Origin of the sequence: Microbacterium fluminis, assembly GCF_051549805.1 — a bacterium.
Classification (GTDB): domain Bacteria; phylum Actinomycetota; class Actinomycetes; order Actinomycetales; family Microbacteriaceae; genus Microbacterium.
This window is the reverse complement of the sequence record NZ_CP196042.1, coordinates 638,978-664,757: the sequence shown is the minus strand read 5'-3', so window position 1 is coordinate 664,757 and position 25,780 is coordinate 638,978. Positions and strand designations below refer to the sequence as shown.

At 69.8% G+C, this 25,780-nt stretch carries 30 protein-coding genes and 3 tRNA genes; 19 read left to right on the top strand and 14 right to left on the bottom strand.

Annotation, left to right across the window (positions count from 1 at the left end):
• Nucleotides 1-40 precede the first annotated feature (40 nt).
• Nucleotides 41-1,330: an isochorismate synthase gene (locus ACSJDX_RS03135; protein ID WP_438354128.1), complete on the bottom strand. Its 1,290-nt coding sequence runs from the start codon at nucleotides 1,328-1,330 to the stop codon at nucleotides 41-43.
• A 22-nt stretch (nucleotides 1,331-1,352) separates the two neighbouring features.
• Here ACSJDX_RS03135 and ACSJDX_RS03130 point away from each other — a divergent pair, with 22 nt between their 5' ends.
• The 6 genes from ACSJDX_RS03130 (at nucleotide 1,353) to ACSJDX_RS03105 (ending at nucleotide 7,449) form a co-directional block, all read left to right on the top strand.
• Nucleotides 1,353-1,901: a DUF402 domain-containing protein gene (locus ACSJDX_RS03130; protein WP_438354127.1), complete on the top strand. Its 549-nt coding sequence runs from the start codon at nucleotides 1,353-1,355 to the stop codon at nucleotides 1,899-1,901.
• A gap of 102 nt (nucleotides 1,902-2,003) precedes the next feature.
• The gene (ubiE, locus tag ACSJDX_RS03125) at nucleotides 2,004-2,687 is read left to right on the top strand and encodes a bifunctional demethylmenaquinone methyltransferase/2-methoxy-6-polyprenyl-1,4-benzoquinol methylase UbiE (protein ID WP_438354922.1); all 684 of its coding nucleotides are present in this window, start codon (nucleotides 2,004-2,006) and stop codon (nucleotides 2,685-2,687) included.
• Between the two features lie 63 nt (nucleotides 2,688-2,750).
• Entirely contained in the window at nucleotides 2,751-3,806 is a 1,056-nt protein-coding gene (locus ACSJDX_RS03120; protein WP_438354126.1) for a polyprenyl synthetase family protein, read from the top strand.
• Nucleotides 3,807-3,886: 80 nt separating this feature from the next.
• Nucleotides 3,887-5,257, top strand: coding sequence for an FAD-dependent oxidoreductase (locus tag ACSJDX_RS03115; RefSeq protein WP_438354125.1), 1,371 nt, complete (start codon nucleotides 3,887-3,889; stop codon nucleotides 5,255-5,257).
• Between the two features lie 229 nt (nucleotides 5,258-5,486).
• On the top strand, nucleotides 5,487-6,317 hold the full coding sequence (locus tag ACSJDX_RS03110; RefSeq protein ID WP_438354124.1) for an endonuclease domain-containing protein: 831 nt from the start codon (nucleotides 5,487-5,489) through the stop codon (nucleotides 6,315-6,317).
• A gap of 130 nt (nucleotides 6,318-6,447) precedes the next feature.
• Nucleotides 6,448-7,449 (top strand): alpha/beta hydrolase, encoded by a 1,002-nt coding sequence (locus ACSJDX_RS03105; RefSeq protein WP_438354123.1) that lies wholly within the window; start codon nucleotides 6,448-6,450, stop codon nucleotides 7,447-7,449.
• A 644-nt stretch (nucleotides 7,450-8,093) separates the two neighbouring features.
• On the opposite strand, the gene ACSJDX_RS03100 is transcribed toward ACSJDX_RS03105, so the two are convergent.
• Complete coding sequence (locus ACSJDX_RS03100) at nucleotides 8,094-9,317, bottom strand: IS256 family transposase (protein WP_438352217.1); 1,224 nt, start codon at nucleotides 9,315-9,317, stop codon at nucleotides 8,094-8,096.
• Between the two features lie 156 nt (nucleotides 9,318-9,473).
• Here ACSJDX_RS03100 and ACSJDX_RS03095 point away from each other — a divergent pair, with 156 nt between their 5' ends.
• Complete coding sequence (locus ACSJDX_RS03095; protein ID WP_438354122.1) at nucleotides 9,474-10,040, top strand: RNA polymerase sigma factor; 567 nt, start codon at nucleotides 9,474-9,476, stop codon at nucleotides 10,038-10,040.
• Nucleotides 10,040-10,804: a hypothetical protein gene (locus ACSJDX_RS03090; RefSeq protein WP_438354121.1), complete on the top strand. Its 765-nt coding sequence runs from the start codon at nucleotides 10,040-10,042 to the stop codon at nucleotides 10,802-10,804. Before ACSJDX_RS03095 ends, ACSJDX_RS03090 begins: the two co-directional genes overlap by 1 nt.
• Nucleotides 10,805-10,807: 3 nt before the next feature.
• Here ACSJDX_RS03090 and ACSJDX_RS03085 read toward each other — a convergent pair whose 3' ends face one another.
• Entirely contained in the window at nucleotides 10,808-11,296 is a 489-nt protein-coding gene (locus ACSJDX_RS03085; protein WP_438354120.1) for a YajQ family cyclic di-GMP-binding protein, read from the bottom strand.
• 104 nt (nucleotides 11,297-11,400) lie between these two features.
• Here ACSJDX_RS03085 and ACSJDX_RS03080 point away from each other — a divergent pair, with 104 nt between their 5' ends.
• Together ACSJDX_RS03080 and ACSJDX_RS03075 are read left to right on the top strand one after the other, a co-directional pair.
• The gene (locus ACSJDX_RS03080; protein WP_438354119.1) at nucleotides 11,401-11,901 is read left to right on the top strand and encodes an FBP domain-containing protein; all 501 of its coding nucleotides are present in this window, start codon (nucleotides 11,401-11,403) and stop codon (nucleotides 11,899-11,901) included.
• A gap of 78 nt (nucleotides 11,902-11,979) precedes the next feature.
• A tRNA-Tyr gene (locus ACSJDX_RS03075) sits at nucleotides 11,980-12,064 on the top strand.
• Nucleotides 12,065-12,114: 50 nt separating this feature from the next.
• Here ACSJDX_RS03075 and ACSJDX_RS03070 read toward each other — a convergent pair.
• Nucleotides 12,115-13,296 carry an IS481 family transposase gene (locus tag ACSJDX_RS03070; RefSeq protein WP_438352326.1) on the bottom strand — a complete coding sequence of 394 codons (1,182 nt, stop codon included), beginning with the start codon at nucleotides 13,294-13,296 and terminating at the stop codon, nucleotides 12,115-12,117.
• 275 nt (nucleotides 13,297-13,571) lie between these two features.
• Here ACSJDX_RS03070 and ACSJDX_RS03065 point away from each other — a divergent pair, with 275 nt between their 5' ends.
• Complete coding sequence (locus ACSJDX_RS03065) at nucleotides 13,572-14,675, top strand: hypothetical protein (protein WP_438354118.1); 1,104 nt, start codon at nucleotides 13,572-13,574, stop codon at nucleotides 14,673-14,675.
• 129 nt (nucleotides 14,676-14,804) lie between these two features.
• Here ACSJDX_RS03065 and ACSJDX_RS03060 read toward each other — a convergent pair whose 3' ends face one another.
• Nucleotides 14,805-16,397, bottom strand: coding sequence for a phytoene desaturase family protein (locus ACSJDX_RS03060; protein WP_438354117.1), 1,593 nt, complete (start codon nucleotides 16,395-16,397; stop codon nucleotides 14,805-14,807).
• A 64-nt stretch (nucleotides 16,398-16,461) separates the two neighbouring features.
• Between ACSJDX_RS03060 and ACSJDX_RS03055 the strand changes: the two genes are divergently transcribed.
• The 5 genes from ACSJDX_RS03055 to ACSJDX_RS03035 all read left to right on the top strand — a co-directional run bounded on the left by ACSJDX_RS03055 (nucleotide 16,462) and on the right by ACSJDX_RS03035 (nucleotide 19,450).
• Nucleotides 16,462-17,268 (top strand): inositol monophosphatase family protein, encoded by an 807-nt coding sequence (locus ACSJDX_RS03055; RefSeq protein WP_438354116.1) that lies wholly within the window; start codon nucleotides 16,462-16,464, stop codon nucleotides 17,266-17,268.
• Between the two features lie 177 nt (nucleotides 17,269-17,445).
• On the top strand, nucleotides 17,446-18,837 hold the full coding sequence (locus ACSJDX_RS03050) for a peptidoglycan DD-metalloendopeptidase family protein (protein WP_438354115.1): 1,392 nt from the start codon (nucleotides 17,446-17,448) through the stop codon (nucleotides 18,835-18,837).
• Between the two features lie 63 nt (nucleotides 18,838-18,900).
• Nucleotides 18,901-18,972: transfer RNA gene (locus tag ACSJDX_RS03045), tRNA-Thr, on the top strand.
• A 35-nt stretch (nucleotides 18,973-19,007) separates the two neighbouring features.
• Nucleotides 19,008-19,081: transfer RNA gene (locus ACSJDX_RS03040), tRNA-Met, on the top strand.
• 84 nt (nucleotides 19,082-19,165) lie between these two features.
• On the top strand, nucleotides 19,166-19,450 hold the full coding sequence (locus tag ACSJDX_RS03035) for a hypothetical protein (protein WP_438354114.1): 285 nt from the start codon (nucleotides 19,166-19,168) through the stop codon (nucleotides 19,448-19,450).
• Nucleotides 19,451-19,904: 454 nt separating this feature from the next.
• On the opposite strand, the gene ACSJDX_RS03030 is transcribed toward ACSJDX_RS03035, so the two are convergent.
• On the bottom strand, nucleotides 19,905-20,108 hold the full coding sequence (locus ACSJDX_RS03030; RefSeq protein ID WP_438354113.1) for a hypothetical protein: 204 nt from the start codon (nucleotides 20,106-20,108) through the stop codon (nucleotides 19,905-19,907).
• Between the two features lie 34 nt (nucleotides 20,109-20,142).
• On the opposite strand from ACSJDX_RS03030, the gene ACSJDX_RS03025 reads away from it, so the two are divergent.
• On the top strand, nucleotides 20,143-20,337 hold the full coding sequence (locus ACSJDX_RS03025; protein WP_438354112.1) for a hypothetical protein: 195 nt from the start codon (nucleotides 20,143-20,145) through the stop codon (nucleotides 20,335-20,337).
• 205 nt (nucleotides 20,338-20,542) lie between these two features.
• Nucleotides 20,543-20,881: a hypothetical protein gene (locus ACSJDX_RS03020; RefSeq protein ID WP_438354111.1), complete on the top strand. Its 339-nt coding sequence runs from the start codon at nucleotides 20,543-20,545 to the stop codon at nucleotides 20,879-20,881.
• Nucleotides 20,882-20,949: 68 nt separating this feature from the next.
• Here ACSJDX_RS03020 and ACSJDX_RS03015 read toward each other — a convergent pair whose 3' ends face one another.
• The 5 genes from ACSJDX_RS03015 to ACSJDX_RS02995 form a co-directional block, all read right to left on the bottom strand.
• Nucleotides 20,950-21,240 (bottom strand): hypothetical protein, encoded by a 291-nt coding sequence (locus ACSJDX_RS03015; RefSeq protein WP_438354110.1) that lies wholly within the window; start codon nucleotides 21,238-21,240, stop codon nucleotides 20,950-20,952.
• Nucleotides 21,237-22,853, bottom strand: coding sequence for a hypothetical protein (locus ACSJDX_RS03010; protein WP_438354109.1), 1,617 nt, complete (start codon nucleotides 22,851-22,853; stop codon nucleotides 21,237-21,239). Before ACSJDX_RS03010 ends, ACSJDX_RS03015 begins: the two co-directional genes overlap by 4 nt.
• Nucleotides 22,854-22,867: 14 nt before the next feature.
• Nucleotides 22,868-23,155 (bottom strand): hypothetical protein, encoded by a 288-nt coding sequence (locus ACSJDX_RS03005; protein WP_438354108.1) that lies wholly within the window; start codon nucleotides 23,153-23,155, stop codon nucleotides 22,868-22,870.
• A 2-nt stretch (nucleotides 23,156-23,157) separates the two neighbouring features.
• Nucleotides 23,158-23,505 carry a phage tail fiber protein gene (locus ACSJDX_RS03000; protein WP_438354107.1) on the bottom strand — a complete coding sequence of 116 codons (348 nt, stop codon included), beginning with the start codon at nucleotides 23,503-23,505 and terminating at the stop codon, nucleotides 23,158-23,160.
• A 182-nt stretch (nucleotides 23,506-23,687) separates the two neighbouring features.
• Entirely contained in the window at nucleotides 23,688-24,167 is a 480-nt protein-coding gene (locus tag ACSJDX_RS02995) for a hypothetical protein (protein ID WP_438354106.1), read from the bottom strand.
• Between the two features lie 58 nt (nucleotides 24,168-24,225).
• On the opposite strand from ACSJDX_RS02995, the gene ACSJDX_RS02990 reads away from it, so the two are divergent.
• Nucleotides 24,226-24,537 carry a hypothetical protein gene (locus ACSJDX_RS02990; protein ID WP_438354105.1) on the top strand — a complete coding sequence of 104 codons (312 nt, stop codon included), beginning with the start codon at nucleotides 24,226-24,228 and terminating at the stop codon, nucleotides 24,535-24,537.
• A gap of 156 nt (nucleotides 24,538-24,693) precedes the next feature.
• On the opposite strand, the gene ACSJDX_RS02985 is transcribed toward ACSJDX_RS02990, so the two are convergent.
• From ACSJDX_RS02985 to ACSJDX_RS02975, 3 genes are read right to left on the bottom strand one after another with little or no spacing between them, the layout of a single operon-like run.
• Nucleotides 24,694-24,993: a hypothetical protein gene (locus tag ACSJDX_RS02985; RefSeq protein ID WP_438354104.1), complete on the bottom strand. Its 300-nt coding sequence runs from the start codon at nucleotides 24,991-24,993 to the stop codon at nucleotides 24,694-24,696.
• Nucleotides 24,993-25,484 (bottom strand): hypothetical protein, encoded by a 492-nt coding sequence (locus tag ACSJDX_RS02980; RefSeq protein ID WP_438354103.1) that lies wholly within the window; start codon nucleotides 25,482-25,484, stop codon nucleotides 24,993-24,995. Before ACSJDX_RS02980 ends, ACSJDX_RS02985 begins: the two co-directional genes overlap by 1 nt.
• Nucleotides 25,477-25,779 carry a hypothetical protein gene (locus tag ACSJDX_RS02975; protein ID WP_438354102.1) on the bottom strand — a complete coding sequence of 101 codons (303 nt, stop codon included), beginning with the start codon at nucleotides 25,777-25,779 and terminating at the stop codon, nucleotides 25,477-25,479. Before ACSJDX_RS02975 ends, ACSJDX_RS02980 begins: the two co-directional genes overlap by 8 nt.
• Nucleotide 25,780: the final 1 nt, after the last annotated feature.

The following is a 25,780-nucleotide window of genomic DNA, read 5'->3' as shown; positions in this document are numbered from 1 at the left end:
GCATGCGCGAGAGGTCGGGCGACCCGCCTCGCAGGGTGGGTCAGGCCAGGGCGTCGACGATCGGGCGGAACTTCACCCGGGTCTCGAGCAGCTCCGATTCGGGGTCGCTGTCGGCGACGACCCCGGCACCCGCGTATGCGGCGACGGGGACCGTCGCCGCACCGGGGCGGGCCGGGCCGAACTGGGCGCAGCGCAGCGCGATCGCCCATTCGCCGTCGCCCGAGCCGTCGATCCAGCCCACCGCGCCGGCATAGCGGCCGCGGTCGAACGGCTCGCTCTCGTGGATCGCCTCGATCGCGGCATCCGTCGGCGTCCCGCCCACCGCCGCGGTCGGATGCAGCGCCCGCACCAGGTCGAGCGCCGACGACGCATCGCCGAGGGTCCCCTCGACGTCGGTCGCGAGGTGCCACACGTTCGGCAGCTTCAGGGTGAACGGCTGCTCAGCCGCGGCCAGCGCGCTCGTATGCGGGCGCAGGGTGTCGAGCAGGCTCCGCACCGCGAATCGGTGCTCCTCTTGGTCCTTCGCGCTGGTCGCGAGGGCGAGGGATGCCGCGGCATCCGCGTCCGCGTCGGCGCCCCGCGCGATCGTGCCGGCGAGCACGCGCGCGGTGACGGTGCCGTGCGAGACCGACACGAGGGTCTCCGGGCTCGCTCCGATCAGACCGTCGACGGCGAACGTCCAGCAGTCCGGGTAGCCGGTGACGAGCTCGCGCACGAGGCGGCGGAGGTCGGCGCCGGCGGGGATGGTGCCGACGAGGTCGCGGGCCAGCACGACCTTGTCGAGCTCGCCGCGGCGGATCGAGGCCACCGCTGCGGCCACCGCCGCCATATAGCCCTCGGGGGTCATGGCACCTGGGCCGAGCGTGGCCGACCAGTGCGGGCCGAACGGCATGCGGGTGGGCAGTTCGGGCTCGAGACCCTCGGCGTCGACGTAGCCGATGCGCGTCACCCACGACCGGCCGCCGCGACGCCCCACGATCGTGTCGGGGATCACGAACGCGTTCTCGCGGTCCGAGCGCGGGTCGAACGCGAACGAGCCGAAGCCGACGAGTCCGGTTCCCGGCAGGCCGACCGGATCGTCGACGGATGCCGCCTCGGCGAGCGTGCGCCACGTGTCGGCGATTTGCCCTACGGGCATGCCCGGCGCGACGGGGGAGAGCATCGCCCCCCACGACAGCACGGTGCCGAAGGCCGCCATCGCATCGCCGCGGCGGCTCCAGAACAGCGGGTCGTAGCCGGGCGTGTAGGCCAGCACGTCCTCGATCGCGTCGACCTCGCGGGTGACGGCGCGCAGCCGGGGCGGCGAGGTGTGCGCGGGCCGCAGGCTCATCGTGCCAGCCTAGACTCGCACCGTGAGCACCGACCGCGATCCTCGCCCGGAGCCGGGGACGCGCCTGACTTTCCGGTGGCGCAAGTGGGACGGCGCGACGCACTGGGAGCACGACTGCGTGTACCTCGGCAGCGACCGGTTCGGCTACTGGTTCGGGCAGCCTGTGGGGTGGCGCAGCATCCGTCCCGGTCGCGAGTTCTCCGCCGAGCACCCGAACGTGACGCTGCTGCCGCCGTCGGGCGACTACGCCTACACGCACAACGCCGCCCCCGCCCGCACGAAGGTGTACATCGACCTCGCGTGGGACGTCCGGTGGTCCGACGCCGGCGAGCCGACCGGCGTGGACATGGACCTCGACGTCGTGTCCCACCTCGACCGCGGCATCTACATCGACGACCGCGACGAGTGGGACGAGCACCGGGTCGCCTACGGGTACCCGCTCGACATCGTCGCCCACCTCGAGACCCTCGCGGTCGACCTCGAGAAGCGGGTGACGGTGGGGGAGGCCCCGTTCGACGCGGCGACCGCGGACGGATGGCTCGCGAGGCTCGCCGCGCTCGACCTGCGCTGAGCCCGCTCGACCTGTGCGGAGCGACCGCCGCCGTAGACTCGACGGGTGACTCCGGAGACCTCTCGCGCCGACCTCGGCAAGGACCCCGCCCGCGTCAGCGGGATGTTCGACGAGGTCGCGCCCGCCTACGACCGCACCAACACGGTGCTGAGTCTCGGCAACGACCGGCTGTGGCGTGCGGCCACCACGCGCGCCGTCGCGCCGCGGGCGGGTCAGCGCATCCTCGACCTCGCCGCCGGCACCGGAGCGTCGTCGGTCGCCCTCGCCCGCAGCGGCGCCGAGGTCGTCGCCGCCGACTTCTCGCCCGGGATGATCGCCGAAGGCGCGCGCCGCTACGGTCCGCAGGCCGCCGGGGGAGGCATCCGGAACCTGTCCTTCGTGGAGGCGGATGCCACGGCCCTGCCGTTCGCCGACGACGAGTTCGACTCGGTCACGATGTCGTTCGGGCTGCGCAACGTGAACGATCCGAAGAAGGCGCTGCGCGAGCTGCTGCGGGTGACCAGGCCGGGCGGACGCCTCGTGGTGTGCGAGTTCTCGCACCCGACGTCGGAGGCGTTCGAGCGGCTCTACCGCTTCTACAACGACCGCGTGCTGCCCGTCGTGGCCCGAACCGTCAGCTCGAACGCCGCGGCCTACGACTATCTGAACGAGTCGATCCGCGACTGGCCCGACCAGCGCACGCTGTCCGGGTGGATCCGCGAGGCGGGGTGGACGGATGTCGCGCACCGCGACCTCTCGTTCGGGATCGTCGCCCTGCACCGCGCCGTCAAGCCCGACGCCGCCTGAGCGTGCCCTGAGCCCGCGCCTCCGCGGACCCGGCCAGGAGACGGCGCCGGGTAGGCTGGGGCCGTGACTCCTCCCGTGCCCGGATCGCCCCTCGCGGGCAAGCTGGGCCTCACCGACCGCATCTTCGCCGGTCCGCGCTCGCGCCGGCTGATGTCGGAGGTCGAGAACGGCCTGCAGCGGGTCGAGGTGTGCCTGGCCGCCGAGCTGCGGGTGACCGACTCCGTGGCCGACGCCGCCAGCCGCTACCTGTACGAGGCCGGCGGCAAGCGGCTGCGCCCGATGCTGGCGCTGCTCACGTCGAAGCTCGGCGACGGCATGACCGACGACGTGATCGAGGCCGCCGCCGCGCTCGAGATCACGCACCTCGGATCGCTCTACCACGACGACGTCATGGACGCCGCCGACAAGCGTCGCGGCGTACCCAGCGCGCACGCGGTGTGGGGCAACAACGTCGCCATCCTCACCGGCGACCTGCTGTTCTCGCGCGCGAGCCAGATCATGGCGCGCCACGGCGAGGGCGCCATCCAGCTGCAGGCCGACACGTTCGAGCGGCTCGTGCTCGGGCAGCTGCACGAGACCGTGGGGCCGCAGGAGGACGACGACCGCGTCGCGTTCTACCTCGACGTGCTCTCCGACAAGACCGGATCGCTGATCGCCGCCGCGGCGCAGGCCGGCGTGATCTTCTCGAACGGCCCTGCCGAGTTCGAGGAGCCGATGCGCGTCTTCGGCGAGAAGTGCGGTGTCGCCTTCCAGCTCCTCGACGACGTCATCGACCTCTCGGACGACCCCGATGAGACCGGCAAGGTGCCCGGCACCGACCTGCGCGCGGGCGTGCCGACCATGCCCTACCTCCTGCTGTCGCAGCGGACGGATGCCTCGTCCATCGATCTGCGCGAGCGCATCGACGCCGGCGTCGCCCGCATCGCCGACGGCGCCGACCCGGCGATCCTCGACGGCCCGCTCGCCGAGCTGCGCGAGCACGACGCGACGCAGGCCACCCTCGACCTGGCGCACGCGTGGTCGCGCGACGCGATCGCCGCCCTCGCGCCGCTGCCGGACGGCGCCGTGCGGGAGGCGCTGACGCGCTTCGCGCAGGCCGTCGCCGACCGCTCCAGCTAGCCTCCACCGGTCCCTGAGCTTGTCGAAGGGCCGCCCGCGCGACGCTTCGACAAGCTCGGCGAAGAACCGAAAGGACCCCCATGACCAAGCTCCGGCTGGCCATCGTCGGTGCAGGACCGGCGGGCATCTATGCCGCCGACATTCTCCTCAAGGCTGAGCGCAAGTTCGACGTGTCGATCGACCTGTTCGAGCAGCTCCCCGCCCCCTACGGACTCGTCCGGTACGGCGTCGCGCCCGACCACCCGCGCATCAAGGGCGTCATCACGGCGCTGCGGGAGGTGCTCGACCGCGGTGACATCCGCATCTTCGGCAACGTGCGCTTCGGCGAGGACATCACCCTCGACGACCTGAAGCGCCACTACAACGCCGTCATCTTCTCCACCGGCGCGATCCGCGACACCGACCTCGCCATCCCCGGCATCGATGCCGACGGTTCGTACGGCGCGGCCGATTTCGTGAGCTGGTTCGACGGACACCCCGACGTGCCGCGCACCTGGCCGCTGGAGGCGGAGTCGGTGGCCGTCATCGGCAACGGCAACGTCGCGCTCGACGTCAGCCGCATCCTCGCCAAGCATGCCGAGGATCTGCTGCCCACCGAGATCCCCGACAACGTGCACGCGGGGCTCGCGGCCTCGCCCGTCACCGACGTGCACGTGTTCGGGCGCCGCGGCCCTGCGCAGGTGAAGTTCACGCCGCTCGAGCTGCGCGAGCTCGGCGAGCTCCGCGACGTCGACATGGTCGTGTACGACGAGGACTTCGACTACGACGAGGCATCCCTGGCCGCCATCGCCACCAACAAGCAGGTCAAGGTCATCGACCGCGTGCTGCAGTCGTGGCGCGAGCGTCCCGGCGTCAACGGCTCCGGCGGCGAGGCATCCCGTCGTCTTCACCTGCACTTCTGGGCCAAGCCCGTCGAGGTGATCGTCGAGGAGGGCCGTGTCGCCGGCTTCCGGTACGAGCGCACCCGGCCCGACGGACAGGGCGGCGTCGTCGGCACCGGCGAGATCCGCGAGGTGCCGATCCAGGCGATCTACCGCGCCGTCGGCTACTTCGGCTCGCCGCTGGCGGGAGTGCCCTTCGACAAGCGCCACGGGGTCATCCCCAACCACGAGGGTCAGGTGCTGCGCAAGGACTCCAACGAGCGCGTGCCCGGCATGTACGCGACCGGATGGATCAAGCGCGGGCCGGTCGGACTCATCGGGCACACCAAGTCCGACGCGATGGAGACCGTGCGCCACCTCATCAACGACCAGGGCTCGTGGTGGCAGCCCGCCGACCCCTCGGAGGAGGCGATCCCGGAGCTCCTGGCTTCGCGCGGGGTGGCCTGGACCGACCTCGACGGCTGGCACCGCCTCGACCAGCACGAGGTCGGCCTCGGCGAGCCGCACGGCCGCGCGCGCATCAAGGTCGTCCCGCGCGACGAGATGGTGCGCATCTCCCGCGGCGAGTAGCCCGCGGGTCTCGCCTCGTTCGCGGGGTCTCCGCGCGCGTTCCGGGAGGAGATCCGCATCTCGGGAGGAGCGATTCAGCATCTGGATCCTCCCGAAGCGCACATCTCCTCCCGAATCACAGCGTGACGCTCTCCTCCCGAGCGGTCTTGAGAGCTGTCGCGGTAGTGGTTCTCCACACAGACCGAACGTCGGCGGGCGGTGCCTCGCGTCGCGCGTGCATTCTGACCGGGTGAGCAGGGCATCGGATGCTGTCCGCCGGGGTGGCGGCGTGGTGCGGGTCGGCGCTCTCAGCGACGACGGGATCGGTCGTCGCGAGGTCGAGCGGGCCGTCACCGACGGAGACGTGCAACGCGTTCGCCGCGGTTGGCTGTCCGTGCCCGACGCCGACCCCATGCTGGTCAATGCCGCACGTCATGGTGTCTCGCTCACGTGTGTCACCCAGGCGTCACGGCTCGGTCTGTGGGTCCTGGGTGAGCCGGGCCTCCACGTGGCGAGCCCGCCCCACGCCGGTCATGTTCGGCTTCCCCGAGCCACCGTCCACTGGGCGAAGGCGCTCGTTCCGAGGCATCCGGACCGCCTGGAAGATCCCATCGAGAACGTCCTCGTGCTGGTTGCTGATTGCCTGCCCTACGAGCAGGCTCTCGCGGTCTTCGAGTCCGCGTTGCGGAAAGGGCGTGTGGAGAAGCCCGCGATGGCCAGGCTGTCACTGCCGCCTGCGGCGCGTCGTGTGCTCGACGACGCCGATCCCTACGCCGACTCCGGCCTGGAGACCCTGGTGGTGCCTCGACTGAGATGGCTCGATCTGCCGCTACGGCGTCAGATCTGGATCTCTGGGCATCGCGTAGACCTCCTCATCGGCGATCGCCTCGTGCTGCAGATCGACGGTGGGCATCACGTCGGACCGCAGCGTGAGGCCGACATCGCGCACGACGCCGCGCTGATGCTGCTGGGGTATCACGTGATCCGGGTGGGATACACCGACGTCGTGGAGCGCTGGCACCAGGTGCAGGAGAGGATCATGCGCGCGGTCGCGCAGGGTCTGCATCGCGCGATCCTCTGAGGCCGGTGACTCCTCGGGAGGACGTCGACCTCTCGGGAGGATGAGATGAGCTGCGCGACCCTCCTGAGCCGTAGATCTCCTCCCGGAGCGTCAGTCAACCGCCCGCAAACGGCGGGCTAGGCTGGCCGGCATGGCCGCGGAGTGGGTGCCCGACATCCTCGGGTCGCCGTTCGAGCAGCTCACCCTGCCGCTCGGCGATGACGACGAAGGACCGGTCGTCGCGACGCTCGTGCGCAGCACCGGCAACCGCCTCACGGCGCCGTTCAAGCCGCTCGGCGACGTCGACGTGCTGTACGTGCACGGGTGGTCGGACTACTTCTTCCAGACCGAGCTCGCCGACTTCTGGACCGACCTCGGCGCCCGCTTCTTCGCCCTCGACCTGCGCAAGTACGGTCGCTCCCTGCGCGAGGGGCAGACGCCGGGCTACACCGCCGACCTCGGCGTATACGACGCCGACATCGCCGCCGCACTCGCCGCCATGGACCAGAGCCTCGCACACCGGGATGCCTCCTCCCGCCGTCTTGTGCTGATGGGGCACTCCACCGGCGGGCTCACTCTCACCCTGTGGGCCGCCCGGCATCCCGGTGTCGCGGCGGCGCTCGTGCTCAACAGCCCGTGGCTGGAGCTGCAGCTCGGCGCGGTCGGCCGGCAGGCCCTCGCGCCGATCGTCGGGGTGCGCGCGCGGCTCGACCCGCTCGGCGCCCACCCGGCCGTGGACCTCGGCTACTACACCCGTGCGCAGCGCACCCTCGGCTCGCTCCCCGAAGGGCCTGCGGCATGGCGGCCCGAATTGGGCTTCGCGACGCACCCGGGCTGGCTGAACGCGGTGCTCGAGGGGCATCGCACCATCGCGCGCGGGGTCGAGGTGGGCTGTCCGGCGTTCGTGCTGCTCTCGCGCAGGACGGGCTCGGCGTTCACGTGGTCGGACGAGCTGACGGCGTCGGACTCGGTGCTGGTGGTCGACGACATCGCCCGTGCGGCGACCCGCATCGGCGCGTTCGTGACGATCGCGCGCATCGACGGCGCGGTGCACGACGTGTTCCTGTCGGCCCCGGAGTCGCGTCGGACGGCGTACGTACGCCTGCGGGAATGGATCATCGGATGCCTCGCCTCGAGGCATCCGCTCGTCTGAATCGCGTGCGCGCGGACACACGACACCCCGCGACACGCCGAAGATTCCGCGGCGGGAGTGGGGTGCCGCTACGTCGCGCGGCTGATACCTTGTGAGTGCCTGCAATACGTTCACCTGAACGGTTCCCCAGGCCGAGAGCCGATGTCCCCAGCATCGGCCATTCAGGTGGACTCGGGAAGTAGCCCCCTTCAGGGTCCGCACAGTCACCACTGGCACCCTGAAGGGGGCCGCGCTGTGTACAGATGCTGCGCGAAGTCAGCGTCCCCAGATTTCTCAGATGTCGCCGGTCATCCCCAGATTTCCGACTACCCCGAAGATCCCCAGATCTTCTATCCCCCAAAAAGTGACCTGATCGGAAGACCGGGTCTCCCCAGACTGCCGGTCCCCGAACGGGCCAGGATCGATGCTACCGGCAGATCGGGAAATGTCCACCATTTGGGGGACATTATTTGTCCACCAAATGGGGGACATAGGGACTTCCCAGGGACCGGCGCCTCGAATCCGCGGAATTCCGCGGATCGGGTTCATCGGGGCGCGAAGCGAAGAAGGAAAAGCTCGAACGAGTGTGTCGCGATCGTGTGATCATGGTGACGTCCCGCTGAGTGGTGGAGTTTCTCAACACCGTGCAGGGTCAGCTGTTGTGATTATGCCGCGGTCAGTTCTGGGATCGCCACCTCCTCGTGTTCGGCGGTGAGGAGCTTCATCGAGTGCTCCGAGAAGTAGCGGCGGTCGGCGCCGTCCCATTCATCGTGCTGCTCGATCAGGACGTGCCCCGCGAGGCGCAGCAGCGCGGCCGGGTTGGGGAACGTGCCGACCACGTCGGTGCGGCGTTTGATCTCTTTGTTGACGCGTTCGAGCGGGTTGGTGGACCAGATCTGTCGCCAGTGCGCGGCGGGGAACGCGCAGAACGCGAGGATGTCGTTCTTCGCGTCCTCGAGCATGCCGGCGATCTTCGGGTGCGACCGGGTCAGCATGCGGACGACCTCATGGAACTGGGTGAACACATGCTCGGTGTCGGGCTGCGCGAAGATCGTGCGGATGATCGACGCGACCATCGGGCCGGCGGTCTTCGGGACGTTCGCGAGCACGTTCCGCATGAAGTGAACCCGACACCGCTGCCATGACGAGCCTTGGAACACGGTGTCGATCGCGGCGATCAGCCCGGTGTGAGCATCGGAGATCACCAACTTCACCCCGTCCAGTCCGCGGGCCTTGAGGGATCGGAGGAACGTGGTCCAGAACGGCTGCGATTCGGTGTCCCCGACCTCGAACCCCAGGACTTCCCGGCGCCCGTCGGCGGCGACACCGACCGCGACGACCACGGCTTGGGAGACGACGCGCCGGCCGACGCGGGCTTTGCAGTAAGTCGCGTCGAGGAACACGTAAGGGTATGTCGTGTCTGCGAGCGGCCGGTCCCGGAACGCGGCGACGTCCTCGTCGAGGTTGCCGCAGATCCGCGAGACCTCCGACTTCGAGATGCCGGTGTCCGCGCCGAGCGCCTTGACGAGATCGTCGACCTTGCGGGTGCTCACGCCGTGCACGTACGCCTCCATCACGACCGCGAACAGTGCTTGATCGACTCGGCGGCGGCGTTCCAGCAGCGACGGGAAGAACGACCCTTGCCGCAGCTTCGGGATCCGCAACTCGAGCTCACCCGCGGTCGTAGTGAGCGTGCGAAGCCGGGACCCGTTGCGCTGGGTCACCCGGTCCGGGCTGCGTTCGAACGGGGCGGCGCCGATGAACGCGGCCGCTTCCGCGTCGATCAGCTCTTGGTAGAGCGTCTCGGTCGCGACCCGGATCCGGTTATTCACATCTGTGAGTTTCAGCTCCCCGAGCAACTCGAGGAGGGCAGACTGGTCAAGAGCCATCGTGCGTATGTGTCCTTCCGTGAGATTCCTAGACAGTTCTCACTGACCATCGCACGATGGCTCACCACGTCATCGACGTGACACTCGAGCCGGGAAACTACACCACCCCACGGGACGTCACCGTGATCATCGCGGGGTCTGCGGACACTACAGAGTGTGAGTGAACCTTCCGATCAGGATCTCTGGCAGATCGTGCTGTCCGGAGACCATCGCACTTTCGGCGCGATCTGGGATCGACACCGTAACCGCGTCTTCCGTCACCTCATCGCGGCGGGCAACAGCAGTCCGGATGCCGAGGACCTCAGCGCCGCAGTCTTCCTGGAGCTGTGGCGCAAGCGCACGGCCATCCGCTTCGTCGACGGTTCGGTGCTGCCGTGGCTGATCGTCACCGCGCAGAACGTGCACCGCAACGCTGCGCGCGCTCGGCTGCGGTATCGGGTCTTCCTCGAGAAGCTTCCGCCGTCCCCCGACGCGCCCGACCCCGCGACGCGCGTCGCCGAACTCGGAGATCCCGCCCTCTTGCGTCTGAGGGAGATCGTCGGAGCGTCGCGTCCAGCTGACGCGCGGCTGCTGGCGATGACGGCGGTGGAGGGCTTCACCGTGCGTGAGGCCGCCGAAGCGGTCGGCGTCACCGAGGCGACCGCGCGGATGCGGATCGCCCGACTGCGCAGTCGTCTGCGCGCCGATCTCCGACCATTCCTCTCGATCGAAGGAGGTGCGTGATGCCTGACTTCGACCCCGCTCGCTCCGATGCCATCCGCGAAGGACTGATCCAGCACGTCGCCCGTCAGTCGGCCCCGCGCCTGACCGTCGCCGAGTCGCGCGCCGATCGCCGTCCTGCCGAGCCCGCACGGCCGCGGGCGCGCCGCCATCGCACCATCCAGTGGGTCACCGCGGTGACCGCCCTCGTCGTCGCGGGCGGCGCGATCGTGGCGGCGACCTACTTCGCCCGCGACGCATTCGTCGTCGGACCCCCCGCCGCGAGCCCGACCTCGAGCGTCAGCCCGGCCCCGTCACCCAGCCCGACCTCGACTCCGACGCCGTCAGCCACGCCTGCCAGCCCCCCGCCCCCGGCACCGGACCCTGCCGACCCGATGAACTGGATCGTGTCGCAGAAGGGCATGGGCCCCCTCGTTCTCGGGATGCCGTTCAGCGCGGCGATCGCCGCGGTTCCGCAGGCTGAAGACGCCTGCGGACATGCGTACTCCATCCGGCCCGGCCGTCTGTTCTTCGCACGATGGGGCGCGGGCGTCGACGATCCGCTGGATGTCGCGGCCTGGGCGCGCGCCGACGGTCCGCATACCGTCGACGGCATCGGTATCGGCTCGACGATCGACGAGGTCCTCGCGGCCTATCCGTACGCGGTCGAGGTGATACGCCAGGGTCGATACCTGCAGGCCGGGGCGATGTTCTTCCGCGTCGAGACGGGGCTGGTCGACGAGATCGGCGTCACCAGCGGCGACATCCCGTGGGAGTACTGCGGGTGAGGCTCAGCGATAGTTGACGAACTGCAGGTCGACCTCGACGTCGGCCGCCTTGAGCAGGCGCTGGACCTCCTGCAGGTCGTCGCGCGACTTCGACTGCACGCGCAGCTCGTCGCCCTGGATCTGCGACTTGATCGACTTGGGTCCTTCGTCGCGGATGATCTTGCTGATCTTCTTGGCGTCCTCCGACGAGATGCCGTTCTTGATCGACGACAGGATGCGGTACTCCTTGCCGCTGGCGAACGGCTCACCCGAGTCGAGGCTCTTCAGCGAGATGCCGCGCTTGATGAGCTTCGACTGGAACACGTCGAGCACGGCGTTGGCCCGCTCCTCGGTGCCGGCCTTGATGAGCACCTGCTCGCCGCTCCACTCGATCGAGGCGCCGGTGCCCTTGAAGTCGTACCGCTGCTCGAGCTCCTTGCGCGCCTGGTTGAGCGCGTTCTCGGCCTCCTGGTGGTCGACCTTGCTCACGATGTCGAAGGATGAATCAGCCATGGACGGCAGTCTACCGACGGGTGCCGGGGCGGACCGAGGAGACGAGGGAAGGATGCCTGAGGCATCCGTCGTTCGTAGACTTGACCGCGACGCGAGGAGGACCGATGCGCCCGATGACCGAGATCGACGTCCGCGAGTCGTTGGCGAACGCCACACCGGACGAGGTGCGGCAGATGGCGCTCCCGCACGACTTCGTGCTCATCGACTGGTTCCACGTCGACTTCCTCGCGTGGCGTGATCCGCGCACGCGCGGCCGGGGATACGTCGTGACCGATGTCGACGGCGTCGTGTCCGGCGTCGTCGTGCGGGCTGCCGAGGGGACCTCGCGGGCGCGGTCGGCGATGTGCAACCTCTGCCACACGATGCAGCCGGGCGATCAGGTGTCGCTGTTCACGGCGCGCAAGGCCGGCGCGGCAGGTGACCACGGCGACAGCGTCGGAACCTACATCTGCGCCGACCTCTCCTGCCACGAGAACGTGCGTCTGGCGCTGCCCCTGGCGCCCAGCGAGGTGCGGGGAAGCGTCGATCGGCGCATCGACGGCACGCGTCGTCGGGCGGAGGCGTTCGTGGAGCGCGTGCTCCAGCCTTCGCACTCCGAGGCCTGATTTCAGACCGGCGCTATCGCGGGGTAGGATCGTTGATCGCGCCTCCGGTCGTCTGTTCAAGTCGGGTGGGTGCGCCCTGGCGAGTTACCCAAGCGGCCAAAGGGATCTGACTGTAAATCAGCCGTCTTCGACTTCGGGGGTTCGAATCCCTCACTCGCCACCATGTGATGAGTCGCGACATAGGAGACATCTGAGTCGCGACATAGGAGACATTCACGAGGAGGAGCCCGGCCATCGGCCGGGCTCTTTTTCGTTGTTTCGCCAGTAGGTCCGAGTGGGATCGATGGTGTTGGTGGCGATGATCTCGCCGGTGTCGAGGTGGACGACGGTGATGGTGTGGTCGTCGGCGATGAGGATGCAGCGTTTCCCGCGATGTGTGGCGCCGATGCCGAGGTGGTGCACGCGGGCTGCGCGGCGGAAGCTGATCTTCCCGTTGGTGTCGACGTGGTCGTGACGGACCCGGTAGTGGGTGCGGTCGTCGTGTCCGGAGGGCGCGGTTTTGGGTGTGCTGGCGTAGGCGGTGGCTGGCGTGGTTCCTCGGGCGCGATGGGGTCGGGTGGTGTTGTAGTGCTCGCGGAACGTGTTGAGCTGGGTCTGCAGCTCGGTGATCGTGGCGGCGCGTGGGCGGGCGGTCAGCCATCGTTTCAGGGTCTGGTGGAATCTCTCGATCTTCCCCTGGGTCTGAGGGTGGTTCGGGGCGCCGTTCTTCTGCCGGATGTTCAGCGCGGCGAGGACGTATTCGAACTGGTTGCGGCCTCCTCCGTGACGGGCGGTGTAGACGCGGCCGTTGTCGGTCAGGGTCGACGCGGGCGGCCCGTAGGCATCGATGGTTGTCAGGAACGTGTCCACGACGTCACGGCCGGTGACGGGCCGGTGGGCGGTGCAGCTGAGGAGCAGGCGGGAGTGGTCGTCGAGCCAGTTCAGGATCTCGACGTCGGTGCCGTCCGCGAGGCGCCAGTGGGTGAAGTCGGATTGCCAGGTCTCGTTGGGCTGGGAGGCTTCGAACCGGATGTAGGAGCTTTTCGGTCGTTTGCGTGGTTCGGGCACGATCAGCCCGGCGGTGTGCAGGATGCGTCGGATCGTGGAGGTCGATGGGGCCCGCAAGCCCTCGCGTTCGAGGTGCCAGGCGATCGTGACGGGGCCGGCGTCCGTCCCGGCAGCGGTCAACGCGTGCCGCAGCTCCACGACCCGGACCCGGACCCTGTCCGTGACCGCCTGCGAACTCGTCAACGGGGCGCGGGACCGTGGCTGCAACCCGTCCAGGCCCTCGTCGCGGTAGCGGGCGAGCAGCTTGTGCAGATACTGCCGCGACATCCCGTACTCGGCCGCCGCCTGGGTAACCGTGAGCTGCCCTGAGACGATCTTCAACACCACAACCCGATGCTTCGACGACATGCACGAGTGTCGCCTATGACCCGACTCACGTGTCGCCGATCACCTGTCGCCTATGTCGTGAACCCAGACACCTCACTCGCCACCAGGACGTGAGTCCTCCGGATGTAAGAACGAATGAGCCCCCGCGCGTCGGGGGCTCATTCGTTTCCGGTTCCGCTCCTCCCCATGCTCCTCCCCGTGCGCGCGTTCCCCCGATCGTGGGCCGCCCTCCCGTCGCGCGGGGACCGCGTGACAGGATGGGCGTGCGGGCGCCCGGCCCGGAAGAGAGGAACGCCATGACCGCGCATGATCCCCGCTTCGGTCCTCCGGCGACGGATGCCTCGAACTCGCGTCTGATCCGCATCGCGATCTGGGTCGCGATCGGCGCCCTCATCGCGGGGGCGATCGTCTGCGTCGTATGGGTGCTGATCGGGCCGTCCAACGACATCATCGGCCGCGCGTTCCTGACGATCCTGCTGCTGGCGGCGTTCGCCGGCGTCGCGATCCTCGACGCCCATCTCGCACCTCGCCGTCCCGCGTGGTTCGCGCTGGCGAGCATGATCGTGTGGGTCGTCACGCTCCTGGCGGGGGCCTTCCTCATCTGGATGCCCTACGCCCGCTCCGAGTTCGGCTACTCCTACGGCAACGGCTTCGGCCGGTTCATGTCGTTCCTGCTAATCGTGCTGCTCCTGCAGCTCTGGCTGCTGCACCTGCGCCTCTACTCGAAGGCGTTCCTGCGCCGCACGACCGCATTCACCACCGCCGTCGGCTACATCACGCTGGCGCTCACGGCGATCCTCGGCGTCATGCTCGTGGTCGCCCTCATCCTCAACGAGTTCGTCGACTTCGGCGAGTGGTACTGGCGGCTCGCGGTCGCCATCACGATCCTGGCGGCCGTCGGCACGGCGCTGATCCCGCTCACGAACGTGCTGTTCGCCCCCAAGAAGTCGCATGCCGGCGCACCGCAGGCAGCCCTTCCGTGGCCGACGTACGTCGACGGGTTCACCCCACTCCCGGTGCTGCCCGACGGCAGCCCCGACTGGAACGCCTACTACACGGGCCACCCGTCGCCGGGTGCGCAGGTCGTTCCCGCGGCGGTTCCTCCCGCGCAGGCCGCCGCGTGGCCGGCGCTCGACGCGCAGACGCCACCCCCGTGGACCGCCCCGCAGCAGTGGCCCGCGCCGCCGCAGCAGTGGCCCGGGCACGAGGCGCCCGCCCCGCAGCAGCCCGCTCCGGAACAGCCCGACTGGCACGCGCCGCAGCCCGCGCCGCAGCAGCCCGGCACCCAGTGGCCGCCGATGCAGCCGGCGCCGCCTGCCCAGGGCTGGCCCCCCGCCGCCCCGCCTGCGGGATACGAGGGCTATCCTCCGGCACCGCCCCTGCCGCCCCACCAGCAGTGACGTCGTCATGACCGATGGCCGGTTCCTCTCCGGGACCGGCCATCGTCCTGCCCGCCGGCGTCGGCGGCAGAGCCTGCGGTCGTCGACGCGGGCAGCGGAGCCCGCGGCCTCGGCGTTCCCGCCCGCCCTCTAGCGTCGGAGCATCTCCCGCACGGCCATCGCCGCGCTGTGTCCGCCGAGTCCGCTGACGCCGCCGCCGCGCTGCGACCCCGCTCCGCACAGCAGGATGCGGGCGTGCGCGGTCGCCACACCCCACCGCTGTGCGGGTGTCTCGGCGGGCGCGTCGTCGTGGAGCCACGGCCACGACAGCGGACCGTGGAAGATGTCGCCGCCGGTCATGCCGAGGCTGTCCTCCAGATCGGCCGTGGTCCGCGCCTCGACACAGGGCGAGCCGTCCGGCGCGATGTAGACGCAGTCCTCGATCGGCTCGGCCAGCACCGCGTCGAGGCTGCGCTGCGCGGCGGCGAGCAGTGCCGCGCGGGTGGCCGCGGCATCCGTCCCCTCCACGAGGCGATGCGGGGTCTGCAGGCCGAACAGCGTCAGGGTCTGCGCGCCCTCCGCGCGGAGGGCCGGTCCGAGGATCGAGGGGTCGGTGAGCGAGTGGCAGTAGATCTCGAGCGGCAGCGGATCCGGGATGCCGCCGGCCACGGCCTGCGTGAAGGCGGTGTCGAGCTGCGTCATCGTCTCGTTGACGTGGAACGTGCCGGCGAACGCGGCGACCGGGTCGACGTGCGGATCGCGCAGGCGCGGGAGCCGGCGCAGCAGCAGATTGACCTTGAGCTGCGCTCCCTCCGGTCGCGCGCCGCCGCCGCCCACTGCCGGCGTCGTCTCGCGCGCCTCGTGCGCGGCGATCAGATCGGCGAGCACTGCCGGGCCGACCCCGCTCAGCACCACCCGCGCCGCGAGCCTCTCCGGCACGACGCCGCCGACGAACACCTCGCCGTCGGGGCTGATCGCGGTCACGGGTGACCCCGTGCGCAGATCGGCGCCCGCCTCGCGAGCGACCCGCTCGAGCTCGGCCGTCACACGGCCCATCCCGCCGATCGGCACATCCCAGTCCCCGGTGCCGCCGCCGATGACGTGGTACAGGAAGCAGCGGTTCTGCCGCAGCGATGCGTCGTCGGAGGACGCGAACGTCCCGATGAGTCCGTCGGTGAGGGCGATGCCACGGGCGAGGTCGGAATCGAGAGCGGTGCGCAGCATACCGCCCAGGGGACGCTCCACGACGTCGGCCCACAGAGCGTCGTCGCCGAGTCGCGCACGCATCTCGCTGCGGGTGGGAAGCGGCTCGGTCATCGTCGGGAAGATCGCCGTGCCGAGGGCGCCGACCCGACCGCCCCACGCGGCGAAGCGTGGCGCGTCGGCGGGCGTGCCGACCCGGGAGAAGGATGCCTCGGTGGCCGCCGCATCCGCGCGGTCCACCAGGATGCCGCGCGACGGGTCAGCCGGATCGGGGGTGTACGACGAGTACCGCCGGCGGCGCAGATCGATCCGCAGCCCGAGCTCCTCGACGATGCGGCGGGGGAGGAGGCTGACGAGATACGAGTAGCGCGACAGGCGCGCATCCACGCCCGGCCACGGCGCCTCGGACACGGCGGCGCCGCCGAGGTGGGGGAGGCGCTCGCGCAGCGCCACGTCGAGTCCGGCGCGGGCGAGGTAGGCGGCGGCGACCAGGGCGTTGTGGCCGCCGCCGACGATCACGACGTCATGCGTGCGGGTCATGCCGCCACGGTACCGGCCGGCACGCGCGTCGAGGGCATCTCGAACCGCGACTAGCGTGGGTGTCATGGCCCTCGAGAACGACCTGCACGCGCTCGCCGTCGAGATCGCCCGGGAGGCCGGCGCACTGGCGATCCGGCGTCGCGCGGAGGGTGTCGCGATCGCCGCGACCAAGTCGGCGGCGGCCGACATCGTCACCGAGGCCGACCGCGAGGTGGAGGCGCTCATCCGCGCCCGACTCGCGGCGGCGCGCCCGCACGACGGGTTCCTCGGCGAGGAGACCGGGGCCGAGCGCGGCACCTCGGGCATCACCTGGGTGGTCGACCCGATCGACGGCACCGTCAACTACGCGTACGGCATCCCGGTGTGGGCGGTGAGCATCGCGGCCGTCAGCGGCGATCCCGATCCTCGTCTGTGGACCGCCGAGGCGGCCGCCGTCTACGCCCCCGCGACCGACGAGCTGTTCCACGCGGTGCGCGGCGGCGGAGCGTGGCTCGGTGACGAGCGCCTCGCCGTCAACGCCGAGCGCGGCGTGGCCGGCGCGCTCCTGGCGACCGGATTCGGCTACGACCCGGCGACCCACGCGGGCGACCTGGCGCGTGTCGCGCGGGTGATGCCGCTGGCGCGCGACCTGCGCCGCATCGGCGCCGCGTCGCTCGATCTCGCGTACGTCGCGGCCGGTCGCCTCGACGGGTACTTCGAGCGCGGCCTGAACCCGTGGGACCATGCCGCCGGTGCCCTCCTGGTGACCGAGGCGGGCGGTGCGGTCGGAGGAGCCCCGGACGGGCGCCCCGGGCAGACGATGACGCTCGCGAGCGGGCACGCGCTGTTCGACGATCTCGCCTTCGCCGCGCTCGGCGTCACCGGGAGCTGATCCCGGATCGACCCCGCGTCGTACATGGCGTTCTCAGGTCGCCCGGGGTAGTGTTTACCCGATCGTTATCTTCGCTGCCCGAAACGGCGAGTCAGATCCGAAGCCCGAGTCCGTTCTGTCGCCTCGCCGTGCGACGCAGATGTGAAAGCCCCCCGCCGCTTGTCTTTCGATGCACCCTTGGCTGAGCCCGGCCGCACGCGCCGATCCAGCCGACCCCTCGTTGCGCCTTCGGCGCCGGCGATCGGAGACCCCGGGCAGTCGCGTTCCGAGACGCGCCGGCGGCGAGCGGAGGCTTCGGCCGCCCGTCCTGCGGTCGTCTGGGGCCGACCCGTCGAGGAGCAGACGTCGACGGATGCCGCGCCCGCCGTCGCCGCTGCGGACGCGCCCGTCCACGAGACGCCCGAGACCACGGCGTCCGCGCCCGCACAGCTCTCGCGCCGCGCCCGCCGGATCATCGCGACCCCGACGGTCGCGATCTCGGTGATCTCCGACAGCGAGCCCTCGCCCGAGGCGCTCACGCCCGTCGCCGCCGAGGCTCCCGCAGCGACGGACGACGTGACTCCGCCGGCCATGACTGCTGAGGCAGCCGAGTCATTCGAACCGACACAGGCGACCGAGTCGTTCGAGCTGATCGAGCCCGTCGTCGAGGCCGAGCCGATCGTCGACGAGACCATCCCGATGTCGGCCGAGGGTTCGCAGGCGCCGGTCGACGAGTTCGAAGCGGCCGCCAGGCTCTTCTCGTTCACGGGTGAGACGCCGATCATGCGCGTCGTGCCCGACGAGGCACCCGAGGCGCCCGCTCCCGCCGCGCACGTCGCCTCTCGGGGTCGCTCCCGGCGGGGCGCGTCGTTCCGACGGGTGGCCGCAGCATCCTTCACCCTCGGCGTCATGGGCATCGTCGGCCTGCTCGCCGTGGGCATGACGACGCCTGCCGAGGCCGTGGCGGCCGCCACCCGCACCGACACGATCACCTCGGCGCCGCAGCAGCTCGCCGGCGACGTCGTCTCGAAGGGGCAGATCCAGGCCTACGTCGCGCCGTCCGAGATCCAGAACGCACAGGTGAGCCGGTCGGGCAACTACCAGACCGCGAAGCTCGTCGACCTCGCCGGCGCGGTCGGCATCTCGAACTTCTCCAGCTCCGTGTTCACGAACAACACGCGCTGCCCGATCCAGTGGCCGTTCGCGGTGGGCGTGACCATGAGCTACGGCTTCGGCATGCGCGACGGCGTCATGCACGAAGGCGTCGACTTCACTCCCGGCGACGGCTCGCACATCCAGGCGATCGCCGACGGCGTCGTGCGCATCTCGACCGACAGCGGCGGCGCCTTCGGCGTGACCATCGTGATCGACCACGTGGTCGACGGACAGCTCGTCTCGAGCCGCTACGGCCACATGCAGTACGGCTCGCGTCAGGTGCAGGTCGGCGACCACGTCACGGTCGGTCAGTACATCGGTCGCACCGGCGACACGGGCCGTTCGTTCGGCGCACACACACACGTCGAGATCCTCGCGGGCGGGACCACTGCGATCGACCCGCTGCCCTGGTTCCGCACCCACGCGACCTGCTGACGCGGTTCGGTCGGATGCCTCGGCTCTGATATCCTCTTCTAGTTGCCCGCGCGCGGTCAGCACGCCCCGATAGCTCAGTGGTAGAGCACTTCCATGGTAAGGAAGGGGTCGACAGTTCAATCCTGTCTCGGGGCTCGTAACACCCGGCATCCGTTCCTCGGATGCCACGCGGCGGGGTAGCTCAGTTGGTGAGAGCGCACGACTCATAATCGTGAGGTCGAGAGTTCGAATCTCTCTCCCGCTACCGGAAGTCTAGGTCTGGTGCATCCGATGGTGTATCCCATCACTTCACGATCGTGCGCCGCATCCAGTCGGTATGCTCAGCCTCATGCGGAAACCATCGCTCTGGCTAGCCGTCATCGGCGCGCTCCTGCTCATCGTCGGCGTGGCAGTGTGGAGCGGGTCAGCGAGGGCGTTCGACGCCTACCAGAGCGCGTCGCTGTACGTTCTCCTCACCACGGGACGCAGTCCCTTCGACAGCGACATGTCCTCGAACCAGGTCGGAGTCGGGGTAGGCGTCGCGATCGTTCTCGTGAGTGTCGTGCTGCTGATTGCGGCCGCCTTCCTGGAGCGGAGTCGACAGCGCTCGATCAGTGCTGCGGGCGACGCCTGAGCACTCGATGAGCGGTCACCGCGTCGTGGGGAGTCGTTGAGACAGCGCGGACGCTGAGCAGCTGGTACCCGTCGGGGACCTCCGCCTCGAGCGCAGGCTCACAACGTCAGCAACACTCAGCGTAAATCAGCACATATCACCAGCATCGCCCGTAACATCGAAGAGTCCGCTGGTCAGCCTGTGTGGAAGCAGCTCACCGCCAAGGTCGCAGGAGAGGTCCCTCGATGAGGGGCCTCTCCTCTTTTCTGTGACCGGCGTGTCGGGGGCCGTCTGCGCCCGATCGACTACCTATCGTTAAGCCCACTTCCACACATGTCGGCTGAACGAAGGGACGGGGAACCCGTGAGCAGCGAGAGCGTGACGACGACCTTGACGAATGAGCTTCATGATCGCCGACCCATGCATCAGTAGCGTCAACGTCCGCGACGAGCCCGAGGCCTATCAAGGTTTCGGGCTAGAGCTGTTTCTCGCAGTCGTTACAGATCAGCTCGCCCGACCAACCCACGATCCGGCCGTCTCTGTCGACGTTCACGACGCCGCCGGTCCGTTTACCCTGCAGGTTCGTCCGCTCGAGCCTGAACCACGTCGAGCCGCACACGCAGGTGCGCTCGTCGGCTGCTCGCTGAGCCCGATCCGTCGGGAAGGCGATCAGTGTCATGTCCGCAGTCTAGAGACAGAAAGGAGGAAGGATCATGCGACACCACACGCCGAAGGGACCCAACGAGTCCTGGAAGACCGGCCAGCGCGTGCCGTTCAGCGGCACCTGGGCTGACCAGTACGCCGTCGTCACGCACCACGAGATCGGTGCGACGTTCCCGCCGTGCATCGACCGTCCGGGCGAATGCGCGTACCGCTACCTGGTCGAACAGTCCGCTGCAACGGCCTGATCTGGTGGCAACTCCTGGGGCGTCGAGGTTATCCTCGGCGCCCCTCTCTCATTCGGTGGGCGGCGTCCCGCGCGGAGGGGTCGGTGCACGGCGGAACTTCGGTCCAGAATGCGGCAAGGATCGCCCATCTGCAAGTCCCCGCGCCGCGGACGTCATCGTGTCGGCGCAGCGTGGCATTCTCGGCCGGAGACAGGGGGGTATCCGGTTGGGGCAGAACAGACGCTTCCCGTACCTCGGGGAGCAGCTCGCTGAGGAGCGGGAACTGCGAGACGCGGTCAGGTCGGGGGCACCGCTGCAGACGCTGTCTAAGAAGGAGCTGCGGCTCGCGACAGTGCCGCTCACGATCGACCCGCAGCCACGCCGGCAGGTGTTCGCGTGGATCCGGTTCGGGGACACGCCAGTACGTACCCGGGCGGTCGTCGCACGGTGGACACCGGACGCGGTCGGCATCGAGTTCGAGATCGAAGGGCGAACATTCCGCTGCTGGGTGTGGGCCGGGGCGGTGAGCGAGCTCGCAGACGTGCGCCGCGAGGAGCGTAAGTGAACCACGAAACGCCCGCCCCCGGCCAGTGAAGGCCAGGAGCGGGCGTGATGTGGGTGGAGCCGGTGTCGCTAGTCGATGCGGACGTACCCGTCGACCTTGTCGACGACGATCTCAGGATTGTCGGTGACTCGGTACCAGATGCGGTAGGTGCCTCGGGTGAGGCCTGTGAGCATGACCCCGAGCTTCCCGTGCAACGTCACGGGCGTCTTCCAGTCCGCCTCGAGAGGGCGCACCCGGTCGGGTAGCAACGCAAGCTCCACGCTCGCGGTCACGTCCACCGGTTCGCCGTTCACGGTCGAGAGGATCGTGACCGCCTGGTGCTCTTTCGTCTCCCGTTCGTAGCTCGTGTTCACGGTCATCCGAGGTGTCCTTCCCAACGGCGAGGATCGAGGGTAGCGGTGCGGCGACGCGGCTCGATCTTGGCCGACCAGCGGCGCGGCTCGAGGTACGCGGTGACCGTGATGTCGCGGCGGTCGCTGGTCAGCTGCCCGACGCCCGACAGCGTCACACCGCCGAGCGCACTGCGCGTCACGAGAGGTGTCGCGGCGGCGGTCCCCGAGAGAGTCACGCCACCAGCCGCCGTGGTGATGACGCGGGCGACGGCAGGTGCCGTGCCGCCGAGAGCGACACCACCGGCAGCGTCGCGGACCACGCTGGTGCCGACGTCGCCCACACCTGCGAGCGTGACGCCGCCGGCAGCCGTCGTGGTGACCTTCGCGACCGCGACGGCAGTCCCGGAAAGCGTTATCGATCCTGTTGCGGTGCGCGCGACGATGACCGTCGCCTCAGCGGTCCCGGTCAGGTTCACCCCGCCGGCCGCGGTGGTGGTGATCCGTGCCGTGGCGTCGGCGGTGCCGCCGATCGTGACGCCGCCCTGCGCAGTGCGGGACACGCTGCCGCCGCTGACGTCGGCCGTGCCGCTGAGGACGACTCCGCCGGCCGCGGTCCGTGTCAGCACGGCGACCGCGGGTGCGTCGCCACCGAGAGCGACACCACCCGCTGCAGTGGCCGGGACCGTCACGACGGTGGGTGCGGTGCCGCCGATGACGGGCCCACCCGTCGCGGTGACGACCACACGCGGCACAGCTTCGGCAGTGCCCGCCAGGGTCACACCACCGCTGGCGGTGCGCACGGACTGTGCGATGGCCACCGCGGTTCCGCCGAGAGTGACGCCACCGTCCGCGGTGCGCACGGCGAGGAGGTTGCGTGGGGCCGTCCCACCGAGCGTGGGGCCACCAGTCGCGGACCGGGCGATCTGCGGCGTCGCGGGCGCGGTGCCGCCGAGTGTGACCCCGCCGGCAGCGTCCCGCGTGACCGAGGAACCGCCACCACTGATCTGGAATGCCCACAGCTGCCCGTAGGTGCACTTCGCTCCGCCGCCGCCCCAGGAGCCTGCGGTGGAGGTGGCGGTGCCGCCGGTGACGACGGCGGAGCCCTGCGTGTTCCCGTACGTGTCGGGGGTGGTCTGCAGGGCACCGGCCTGGCGGGTGTAGCTGTTGGTCAGGGTGGTCGGGTTGGTGAAGCTAGAGGCCCCGTCACGGGAGCCGCCGATGTTCGCGACGACCAGCCATGACGCGCCGGCGGTGGGGGTGATCGCGGTGGTGTCGGTCGAGGCGTTCCCGGCGGCGTTGTGGGAGTGCAGCGACGATGACGGCCCGCCGAGCGGCGACGCGACGAACCCGTCGTCGTAGGCGACCAGGTTGTACACGGACGGGTCGGCGGAGCCGATCGTGTACTGCACCGACGTTTCCCCGCCGGACGCGACCTTCGCGTACATGGTCGCTTCGACCCAGTCGACCCCGGAGGGGCCCTTCGTCCAACCGGTCGACTCCGGCCGCCCCGACCCGGAGGTGGCGAGCAGAGCCGACGACGTGAGCGTGAGGACGAGGAGAGTCCCCGCAGGCTGGGCGGGGAACGACAGGGTGGTGGTCGCGGCAGTCGACGTGCCGGATGCGAGGACGGTCGCGGCCACAGGTCACCCCCCGGTCAGATGTAGGCGCGGGCCTTGAGGATGTTGAACATGAAGTTCGTGGCCTGCGCCTGGGGCCGCTGCCCGTACGTGGTGTCGCGCCAGTTGGTGGCGTCCGCGACGAACGTGCGGAACTCGGTGATCTCCCCCGCCGTCATCCCGAGGGTGACGAGGTTGGCGTCGGTGTTCTGCGCCGCCCACGTGACCAGCTGGTTGATGTCCTCGAACAGGCGCGCCGACGACGCCGCGATCTGCCCCACCCGCTGGTTCAGGCTGTCACGCGAAGGCTGAAACCCGAGAGGCATGATCAGCTCGCGGTGAGCGTCGGGGTGACCTGCACCTGTCCCTGCGACCCGAGCACCGCGATCGAGCTCAGCGGGATCGACCCGAGGAACGTGCCCCCGGTCAGTGCGGTCCAGAACCCGATCTCCACGTACGAGCCCGACGGCACGTCGAACGTGACCTGCGAGCCAGCGGTCGAGCCATCCGACGCGCCGTCCGTCCAGGTGATCGCCTTCCGCGCGTACGCGGGCGAACCGCCGGTCGCCTCCGACGCACCGGTCGTTCCGGCCGCCGCGGTGTGGATGGACGCGTGCGTCGCGCCGGACTTCACCGCGAGGATCGCGGCCTCTTTCGATGCGTTGGGGAATGCCATGATGCGAGTCCTTTCCGGGACGATGGGGGTGGGGCGCCGGCCAGTGATTCGGCCCGAATACTGTGCTTGTCGCCGACGCCCCGGCTTAGTGGTTGAGGATCAGCAGCACGTCGATCACGACGCACAGCGCGAGGTCGAGGTCCGCGAGCGCGAGCACCCACAGCTCGCGGACCCGCATGAGGTCAGCCCTGTTCGAGCTCGAGGCGCGCGCGGATGGCTTCGAAGTCGGCGGTCACGTCGCGGCGGTCCAGGCCGAGCCCGGCCGCGTACTTCGCGAGCAGCGCGTCCTGCGTGCGCTGCTCGATGTCCGACGCGGGCAGCGAGGTGATCGTCACCGGGCCCTGGTCGGCGCTGCCAGCGTCGATGTACGCGACGGGCTGCTTCGCCGAACCCAGCAGGAACCGCTCGACGATCGGCCACCGCTTCCCCAGCTCGCGCACGAGCCGGTAGTACGCGGCGATCACGAGACCGACGGCGACGAGGTTGAGGATCACCGTGACGGTGAATCCGGGTGCGGACGTGGCGAGCACCCCGTCGATCGACTTGATGATGTCGGCGACGGCGGGGATCGCAGCGATCAGCTGCGCGAGCCCCCAGCCGATCGCGCCAGGAACGGCGGTGCGGATGGTGGCGAGGATCAGATCCTGGCGGGTGGGGTTCATGATGACCTCCTCAGGTCAAGGTGGTGTGGCGGCGACAGGACGCGGGAGAATGCCGCGCATGAGCAGATATCGGCGGCTGGTGATGGAGTTCGAGGTCGAAGTCTTGGACGAGACCGACGTGGCGGCCGATGCCGCGCACGTCTCCTATGACCAGGACGGCAACCCGGGAATGATGAACCGGACCGTCGACGAGCACCTGCAGCAGGCCATCAGCCACGCCCTTACCGACGCGCTCGACCGGATGCCGGGTATCGCCTACATGGCCGGGTCTGTGCTGCTGAGGCCGATCGACGGCGACTTCTACATCGAGTGGACGCTGCCGCGGATGCCGGCGCGGCGGGACGATGGCACCTACGCCGACGAGTCGTAACTGAACACGCCCTGCTGCGCTACGGGATCCGTGACGGTCAGCACCCCATCCACGCTCACCTTCAGACCGATGCCACACATCTCCCGCTTCGGTGCGGGTACGATTTGGCCGCTTGTGTATGGCGGCCTCAGCACCACGATCGACATCGTGACCTCCTCAGGTCTGTGGTCGGGTGTCTTCGTCGATGCCGAGCGCACGGTGCATCCAGTAGTCCCGGTCGTGCTCGGCCTTCTCCGCGCGCGCCTCCGTCTTGGCGAGCTGCTCTTTCAGATCGGCGTACGCGCGGTAGTCGATGTCGTCGTGCGCCGTCGCGGGGATGCCGACTTCGGGGGCCGGAGCAGAGTCCGAGCGGCGGAAGGAACGGACCGCGGCGGCGATTGCCGCGATCGTGCCGCCCACTGCGGTCAGCAGCACGGCGGTGGCCGTGATGAGCCCGGCGAACTGCTCCGGCGTCATCAGGTGTCCTTCGGCTTGGCCAGCGCCTCCGAGGTCACGACGGATCCGGTACGACGAGCCCGGCGGTACCGCCACGACTCCCAGATGATCTGCCCGACCCGCAGCAGAGCGATGAACCCGAGGCCACCGATCAGCAGCTGTGTGAGCGGCGCCTGCCCCCACCCGTATTCGTGGACCAGCGCCGCGAGGAGAGTGAAGTAGCAGGCGGACACGATGGCCGTCGCGAACGCTTCGACCCGCACGACCGCCTGCATGCGGGAACCGTCGCCGAGGGCGAGCTGCATGGTCAGGCTGGCCACCAACGCGATCACGGCGAAGACGAGCAGCACCCACTGCCAGATGTCCGCGAGGGGCGCGGCGATCGCTTCCAACGCGACCGGCTGGTACCCCTCCGCCACTGCCATGATCGGGATCGTGATCGACAGGAGCTGCGCGCCCACCGCCCACGCGTTCGCGGGCGACGACCACCGCAGCGGCTGAGCGTCATTCACGCTGCGCCTCCCGCTCGAGGAGGCAGAAGAAGCCGGCCGCCAGCGTGATCATCGAGATCGCGGAGTAGATGATCGGCGCGGTGGGGATGAACCCGGGCGACAGGAAGATCGGCACCGCCCACAGAGTCCACACCGCGCCGAGAAGGAACGTGGGGACCGCGGCGACCGCGCGGGCTCGGGAGAGCAACGCCATCATGAGCACCGACAGCACGACCATCACCAGCCCCCACACCTGCGGGGGCGCGAACGCGAACGCCTGCTGGAACGACAGCACCCCCCGCAGCTGGTCGACCATC

Excerpts from the sequence above, each read along its gene's own strand:
- ACSJDX_RS03030 (WP_438354113.1), bottom strand. The coding sequence starts at position 20,108 with ATGACACTGATCGCCTTCCCGACGGATCGGGCTCAGCGAGCAGCCGAC.
- ACSJDX_RS03065 (WP_438354118.1), top strand. The coding sequence starts at position 13,572 with ATGACCGCGCATGATCCCCGCTTCGGTCCTCCGGCGACGGATGCCTCG.
- ACSJDX_RS03090 (WP_438354121.1), top strand. The coding sequence starts at position 10,040 with ATGCCTGACTTCGACCCCGCTCGCTCCGATGCCATCCGCGAAGGACTG.
- ACSJDX_RS02985 (WP_438354104.1), bottom strand. The coding sequence starts at position 24,993 with ATGACGCCGGAGCAGTTCGCCGGGCTCATCACGGCCACCGCCGTGCTG.
- ACSJDX_RS02995 (WP_438354106.1), bottom strand. The coding sequence starts at position 24,167 with ATGAACCCCACCCGCCAGGATCTGATCCTCGCCACCATCCGCACCGCC.
- ACSJDX_RS03135 (WP_438354128.1), bottom strand. The coding sequence starts at position 1,330 with ATGAGCCTGCGGCCCGCGCACACCTCGCCGCCCCGGCTGCGCGCCGTC.
- ACSJDX_RS03060 (WP_438354117.1), bottom strand. The coding sequence starts at position 16,397 with ATGACCCGCACGCATGACGTCGTGATCGTCGGCGGCGGCCACAACGCC.
- ubiE (WP_438354922.1), top strand. The coding sequence starts at position 2,004 with ATGTTCGACGAGGTCGCGCCCGCCTACGACCGCACCAACACGGTGCTG.
- ACSJDX_RS02975 (WP_438354102.1), bottom strand. The coding sequence starts at position 25,779 with ATGGTCGACCAGCTGCGGGGGGTGCTGTCGTTCCAGCAGGCGTTCGCG.
- ACSJDX_RS03015 (WP_438354110.1), bottom strand. The coding sequence starts at position 21,240 with ATGACCGTGAACACGAGCTACGAACGGGAGACGAAAGAGCACCAGGCG.
- ACSJDX_RS03085 (WP_438354120.1), bottom strand. The coding sequence starts at position 11,296 with ATGGCTGATTCATCCTTCGACATCGTGAGCAAGGTCGACCACCAGGAG.
- ACSJDX_RS03005 (WP_438354108.1), bottom strand. The coding sequence starts at position 23,155 with ATGCCTCTCGGGTTTCAGCCTTCGCGTGACAGCCTGAACCAGCGGGTG.
- ACSJDX_RS03035 (WP_438354114.1), top strand. The coding sequence starts at position 19,166 with ATGCGGAAACCATCGCTCTGGCTAGCCGTCATCGGCGCGCTCCTGCTC.
- ACSJDX_RS02990 (WP_438354105.1), top strand. The coding sequence starts at position 24,226 with ATGAGCAGATATCGGCGGCTGGTGATGGAGTTCGAGGTCGAAGTCTTG.
- ACSJDX_RS03115 (WP_438354125.1), top strand. The coding sequence starts at position 3,887 with ATGACCAAGCTCCGGCTGGCCATCGTCGGTGCAGGACCGGCGGGCATC.
- ACSJDX_RS03080 (WP_438354119.1), top strand. The coding sequence starts at position 11,401 with ATGCGCCCGATGACCGAGATCGACGTCCGCGAGTCGTTGGCGAACGCC.
- ACSJDX_RS03025 (WP_438354112.1), top strand. The coding sequence starts at position 20,143 with ATGCGACACCACACGCCGAAGGGACCCAACGAGTCCTGGAAGACCGGC.
- ACSJDX_RS03100 (WP_438352217.1), bottom strand. The coding sequence starts at position 9,317 with ATGGCTCTTGACCAGTCTGCCCTCCTCGAGTTGCTCGGGGAGCTGAAA.
- ACSJDX_RS03105 (WP_438354123.1), top strand. The coding sequence starts at position 6,448 with ATGGCCGCGGAGTGGGTGCCCGACATCCTCGGGTCGCCGTTCGAGCAG.
- ACSJDX_RS03055 (WP_438354116.1), top strand. The coding sequence starts at position 16,462 with ATGGCCCTCGAGAACGACCTGCACGCGCTCGCCGTCGAGATCGCCCGG.
- ACSJDX_RS03000 (WP_438354107.1), bottom strand. The coding sequence starts at position 23,505 with ATGGCATTCCCCAACGCATCGAAAGAGGCCGCGATCCTCGCGGTGAAG.
- ACSJDX_RS03070 (WP_438352326.1), bottom strand. The coding sequence starts at position 13,296 with ATGTCGTCGAAGCATCGGGTTGTGGTGTTGAAGATCGTCTCAGGGCAG.